The 5337-nt window shown below is 69.1% G+C and carries 3 protein-coding genes; all 3 read left to right on the forward strand.

Translation table 11 applies throughout. The features are described 5' to 3' along the window. Positions 1 to 194: 194 nt before the first annotated feature. The 3 genes from VNF71_08405 to VNF71_08415 are packed head-to-tail and all read left to right on the forward strand — an operon-like array spanning position 195 to position 4823. A complete protein-coding gene (locus tag VNF71_08405) occupies positions 195 to 1322 on the forward strand; it encodes a tyrosine-type recombinase/integrase (GenBank protein ID HVA74572.1) in 1128 nt (375 codons plus the stop codon). A 10-nt stretch (positions 1323 to 1332) separates the two neighbouring features. Further along, positions 1333 to 1662 (forward strand): helix-turn-helix transcriptional regulator, encoded by a 330-nt coding sequence (locus tag VNF71_08410; protein ID HVA74573.1) that lies wholly within the window; start codon positions 1333 to 1335, stop codon positions 1660 to 1662. Then, positions 1659 to 4823, forward strand: coding sequence for a hypothetical protein (locus tag VNF71_08415; protein ID HVA74574.1), 3165 nt, complete (start codon positions 1659 to 1661; stop codon positions 4821 to 4823). The genes VNF71_08410 and VNF71_08415 overlap by 4 nt, the downstream gene beginning before the upstream one ends. The last annotated feature ends 514 nt before the right edge of the window (positions 4824 to 5337 follow it).

Raw genomic sequence — 5337 nt, forward strand, 5'->3', positions numbered from 1 at the left:
GGGAACCCTCCGATATTGCATCTGATGCAGGATTCGGAGGGTTGGGTGTGGCCTGAACTGGGCTGATTCGGGGTCATGTGACCTCCCGCCTGTCGTTTCGGATAAAGGGCGCTGGCCTGGGATCCACCACCCGACCATGCATCTGATGTAAGAAGTATGCGTTCGCTGTCCGGCTGGAGAAGGGTGGGGGTGGGATGGGTTCGCGACAGATCGCGCCGGTCGAGTTGCCAGGCTCCGCAACCGTGGTACTGGCGGACGGGGTGTCGTTCCTGCAGCCCGAGGACGCGGTGCTCAAGGCGATGCTGGCGGGCTGGACGGCCCAGCAGCATTCTCGGCTGCTGGCGGCGTCCACGGTGGAGAACCGGGAATTCACGGTGCGTCGCTTCGTCGGTTTCACCAACGAGTACCCGTGGCGCTGGACCCCAGCCGATGTGGAGGAGTGGACCTCTTCGCTGGTGGGCGGGGGCCTGGCGCACTCGACGATCCGTCACTACCAGATGGCGGTCGGGTTGTTCTTGGGGTATGTGTGCGACTCCCGCTACGGCTGGGCGGAGATCTGCGAGGGCCGGTTCGGGACCCACCCGGTGCAGGTGTTCCACGAGTGGAACATGGCGGTGCACCGGACCGACGGGGAGGGCCGCCCGGAGCGCCGTCCTCTCTCGCGTGAGGAGCTGCAGCGGTTTTTCGATCACTGCGATGAGCGGGTGGCCGACTTGGAGGGCTCGGGGCGCAAAGGCTGGTTGGCCGCGTTCAGAGACGCGGTGCTGTTCAAGACGATCTATGCCTGGGGGCTGCGTCGGCGGGAGGCGGCGATGCTCGACGTCACCGACTGGGGGCCGAACCCGAGGGTCGCGCAGTTCGGTTCTTACGGGGTGCTGCGGGTGCGCTACGGCAAGGCGTCGCCGGGCAGCCCGCCGCGGCAGCGGACGGTGTTGACAGTGATGGGCTGGGCGGCCGCGGCGGCCGGAGAGTGGGTGGACGAGATCCGCCCCGCCTATGGGGTGGGCACGGCCCGGATGCTGTGGCCGACCGAGCGGGGCGGGCGGATAAGCCCGGGGGCGATCGACGCCCGCTTCGCCGAGTACCGCGACGCGCTGGGCATGGACCCCGCACTGTCGCCGCACTGCCTCCGCCACTCGCACATCAGCCACCAACTGGAGGACGGAGCCGACCAGCTGTTCGTCCAGCAACAAGTAGGACATGTGTGGGCTTCGACGCTGGCCACGTACACCAAGGTGGGCAGCGACTACATGCAGGACGCCCTGACCCGGGCGCTGCGCCCGGCCTGGCACTCTTCGACCGAGATCAAGGAAGCGCAGTGAGGAGGAGACGATGAAGGCGAAACTGGGATATCGATGGAACCTGCGGCTGTTGATGGCCCAGGCGGGCATGTTCGCCACCAGCGATCTGGTGCCGCTGCTGGCCGAGCGGGGAGTGGTGCTGTCGGCCACCCAGGTGTACCGGCTGGTCACCCAGGACCCCGAACGACTGAACCTGCGCACCCTGATGGCCCTGTGCGACATCTTGGGCTGCACTCCCAACGACCTGATCGAACCGGTCGCCGCGCCCGCGAAGAATCGGGCCGTCGCTGCCGGCACCGAGGCGTCGGTGTCCGTGTTGAAGGGGCGCCGTCCCCGAAGAGCTGAGATCACCAAACCGTGACCGGCAGGCGCTGCGGGCGCTGCGGGCGGGCGGTGGCCGTTCGTGGCCGGCAGCGGATCTGCTCCAACTGCCAGTCCATCGCCAACAGCGCCCGCTGTGCCGCCTGTGGCGAGCTCCGCCGGGTCGGCGGCCGCGACCTCGAGGGGCAGCCCTGGTGCGAACGGTGCCGAAACCGTCTCCTCGGCCAGCGCGCCGACGAGGTTCGACGGCAGCTGATCGTCGAGGTGGTCACCGCGGCGGACCCGACACTCGGCGAGGATCGGGTGCGTCAGGTACTCACCGACACGGTGGCCACTTGCCGGTCCCTGCGACGACTGGCCGTGCATCTGGACGAGCACCCCGACGTGTTCGAAGTCGGCCCGACCAGTGTGCTGCCGATCTTGGACCGCTTCACCCGGGCGCTGATCGCGGCGGGCGCCGAAGGTATCACCACCATCCATCCGGTCTGCGACGATTGCGGGCGGCGGCGACCACGCCATACCCGCAGCAAAGACGGCGGGCTGTGCTCGGCGTGTTGGGCCCGGGCCAACAAGCAGACCTGCTCGGCTTGTGGCGTCTCTCGGCGTGTCGCGGCCAGGGACCGAGACGGCCGAGCCGTCTGTGACGCCTGCATGAGACAGCTCCGCCGCCGGCAACGCCTCGATGACCTGACCGAACAGATCGCCACGGTGTTGGCCGGCACCGTCGGGTCCCTGACCGGAGCGGAGGTCACCGCCGTGATCGAGGGCGTCGCCCCGACGGTGCCCGCCCGGGCCGGGCTCGTCGAATGCCTGCACGACGGCCCCCCGCTGAACGTCTCGGCCCGCAGGGCCGTGGTTGTCGCGCGGTTGCTCGCCGCCCTGCGGGCAGAAGGGGCGGCTGTCCCGGGGGCGATCTGCGCCGACTGTGACCAGCCTGCCGACCCGCTCACCGTCCATGGCGGTGTGGTCCGCTGCCAGGCTTGCGAACGCCGCCGCGACAACTGCCACCGGCGAGGCAGTGACGCCGAGGCGGAACAGGTGATCGTCGACGCCGTCACCGCCGCCGACCCATCCCTCGCTGATGGCCTGGTGCGCGGAGTGCTGGCCGATGCGGTGCCATCCCGGCGGGTGCTGCCCCGCCTCGCCGGCTACATCGTGGCCAATCCCGACGTGTTCGCCGCCGGTCCCACCACCACTATGGCCGTCGTGAACCGCTTCACCCGTGCTTTGGCCGCCGCCGGGGCACAAGTGATCCGCCCCATCGAGCCCGTCTGCGACAGCTGCGGGCAGCGACGGCCCCGATCGATCCGCACCGCCGACGGCGGGCTGTGCTCGTCGTGCAGCCGGACCGGTCTCTGCGCAGTATGCGGACACCTCGGGCGGGTCGGCCAGCGCGATCGACCAGAGGCAGCGATCTGCCGCTCCTGCGACCACGAGCGCCAGCGGGCCAGCCAACTCGAGGAGCTCGCGGAGCGGATCGCCGCCACGGTGACCCGCGCAGAGCCGTCTCTCGCACACCTTGGCATCGTGGCGGCCATTGACCAGACCGCGCCCAATGTGGCGGCCCGCGTCCTGCTGGTCGAGCAGTTGACCGCCGGGCCCACCCTGGCCATCCCAGCCCATCGCCATCCCGTCGTGGCCCGGTTGTTGGCCGAGCTGCGCGCCAGCGGAGCACATGTCCCAGCGGCGAGCTGTGCGGGATGCGACGGACCCGCCGAGCCGCTGTTCATCCACCGGGGCGTAGTGCGCTGCAAGCCGTGCGCCACCCGTTGCCTCGACTGCGGTCACCCCCGGGCCCGACCCGCGGCAGGCAAGTGCCGCTGGTGCAGCATTGGCCCGCCTCGACCGTGCTGTGTGGAGTGCGGCAGAGATCCGAGAGGTGGGCTCACCGATGACGGCCGGTGCCGCCAGTGCCGGCTGCGGGCCGAGCGTCACTGTGGCCGCTGCGAGCAGACCACAGGGCTGACCCGCCACCCTGACGGTTGGATCTGCCAACGCTGTGCCCTGGAGACCGACCTCGACGAGCGCCTCGGGCCGTTCAACCGGATGCCCACCACACTGGCCCCGGTCCGGGCCGCTATCGCGGCGGCGGACAATCCCGCCATCGTCCGCAAATGGCTGCGAACCAGCACCGCCGGCCAACTCCTCGAACGTCTCGCCGGTGGTGAGGTTCCTCTCACTCACGACACCCTTGACGACACCGGCGACGACCGCAGCATCCACCGTCTGCGGGCCCTGCTCGTGGCCAGCGGCGCCCTGCCCGACGAGGACCGCAGGCTGGAGCAGCTCGAGCGGTTCTTCGACCAGTACCTCAACACCCGCATCGCTGATCCCGCCGACCGCAAGGTGGTGCGGGCCTGGCTGCGATGGCAAGTCCTGCCCCGCCTGCGCCAACGAGCCGACAGCGGGAAGTCGATGGCGTACAGCGCCAACAACGCCCGAGGAGCCCTGCACTCCGTCGCCGAGCTCCTCGACCAGCTCTCCGGCCACGACCGGAACCTCCAGACCGCCACCCAAGCCGATCTCGATGGCTGGTTCGCCCACCCGGGCGCCAACCGCTGGCTGGCCCGACCGTTCCTGGTCTGGACCCGCCAGCGCCATCACCTCTCCCGCCAGATCCAACTGCCCCCCACGCCGGCCAAAGCACCGCACCCCACCGTCGACGACCCCGGGCGGTGGGACATCGCCCGCCAACTGGTCGCCGACGACACTCTCGCCATCGACGACCGAGTCGCTGCCGCCCTCGTGGTCCTCTACGGTCAGCCCCTCACCCGGATCGCCCGACTCACCACCACCGACATCCTCCCCGGCCCCGACGGCACCGTGGCGGTCAACGTCGACGGGCACCCCATGCCCATCCACGAACCCTTCGCCACCCTCATCGGGAAGCTCCCAGCCCGGCGCACCAACGGCGTCACCGACCAAATCGCCAGCGGCTGGCTGTTCCCCGGCGGTCACGCCGGCAAGCACGTCGGCCCCGTCGCATTGGGCCAACGGCTGCGAGCCATCGGCATCGAACCCCGCAACATGCGCAACAGCGCCCGAGCCCAACTCGTCACCGAGATTCCACCCGCCGTTCTCGGCCAGCTCATCGGCATCAGCCCCAGCACCGCCAGCCGATGGGCCACCCTCACCAGCAGCAACTGGATCGCCTACGCCGCCAACCAAGCAACCAAAGGACCTCGAGCCCAGGGTGGTTAGGCAAGCCCGGACTGAAGCTGGAGAGCCCCGACCCCACAACAGAGGCCAACCGCCCACCCATTCGGAGACTTCAGATATGGGACTTCTCCCAATACTGTAGTGGTGGAATCTGGCCTGGACGTCGAGATACCGCCGCCACGACTCCGAGGAGGTGAGATCGGCGATGCCGACCTCGAGTTTTCCGAGCAGATCGTCCTGGCGTTCCCTGGCCGCTGATGCTTTCTGAGCCGAGCTTCCTCGTCTTTTCGTGTCCTTGGTCATGGTTCGTACTCCCCGCGTTCCAGCTGCTCCCCACCCACATGGACGGCACTTGCTCACGCTGGGCGGATCACGGGAGAACGCCTCCGGCCCCCGGGCCGGTATGGCTGAGGTCTCAACACATCGCCGTACGAATGGGACGATGCCGCACTACGATGATTCACATGGCAAAGACCGCCGACGAGACAGTTGCCGAGGCTGAGTGGGTTTCACCCGTCTTCGGCGACATCGTCGCCAAGGTCAAGCTCGCTGGTGA

It is taken from the genome of Acidimicrobiales bacterium (genome assembly GCA_035533095.1).
In the GTDB taxonomy this organism is placed as follows: domain Bacteria; phylum Actinomycetota; class Acidimicrobiia; order Acidimicrobiales; family Palsa-688; genus DATLUM01.

What these genes read in the sequence shown, in the direction of transcription:
- VNF71_08410 (HVA74573.1), top strand. Translation starts at nt 1,333, where the DNA reads ATGAAGGCGAAACTGGGATATCGATGGAACCTGCGGCTGTTGATGGCC.
- VNF71_08405 (HVA74572.1), top strand. Translation starts at nt 195, where the DNA reads ATGGGTTCGCGACAGATCGCGCCGGTCGAGTTGCCAGGCTCCGCAACC.